Annotated in this window: 1 pseudogene; it reads left to right on the top strand. The window is 65.2% G+C overall.

Annotated elements, in window-relative coordinates:
* Positions 1-249: 249 nt before the first annotated feature.
* A pseudogene (lplA, locus tag BN1119_RS17030) lies at positions 250-572 on the top strand (lipoate--protein ligase LplA); the annotation flags it as partial.

Below are 572 nucleotides of genomic sequence, written 5' to 3'. Positions count from 1 at the left end.
GTGGCCGGGATCCTGCTGGTGGACAGGGTCTGGGTCCGGTGGCGGGACAAGATTCGCTCCCCTCATGCCGCCTGAGCCCGGGAGGGGCGCGGCCCGGGGCTGACCGTCAGGGTGGGCTCCTCCTCCCGCCACGATCCCCGCCCTTGTGCCTCTGCCTCCTGCTCATGGTTGCTCTTTTTTGAGTCCCCTCATGAGACTCGGTCCCAGGAATGGTATTGTGCTCTCTTGCGTCCACCATGAGGTCCTGCCATGTCTCCCTTGCGCCTGCTCGTCTCCGACTCCCACGATCCCCTGTTCAACCTGGCGGTGGAGGAGTGCATCTTCCGCCAGATGGACCCGACCCAGCGGGTGCTGTTTCTGTGGCGAAACGCCAATACGGTGGTGATAGGCCGGGCCCAGAATCCCTGGAAGGAGTGCAACACCCGCCGCATGGAAGAGGACGGGGTGACGCTCGCCCGGCGCAGCAGCGGAGGCGGCGCCGTGTTTCACGACCTTGGCAACAGCTGCTTCACCTTCATGGCGGGCAAGCCCGGCTATGACAAGAGCGTCTCCACCGCCATCGTGCTCGATGC

Origin of the sequence: Aeromonas bivalvium, from assembly GCF_000819765.1 — a bacterium.
Lineage (GTDB): Bacteria > Pseudomonadota > Gammaproteobacteria > Enterobacterales > Aeromonadaceae > Aeromonas > Aeromonas bivalvium.
This window is presented reverse-complemented; position numbering and strand designations above follow the sequence as displayed.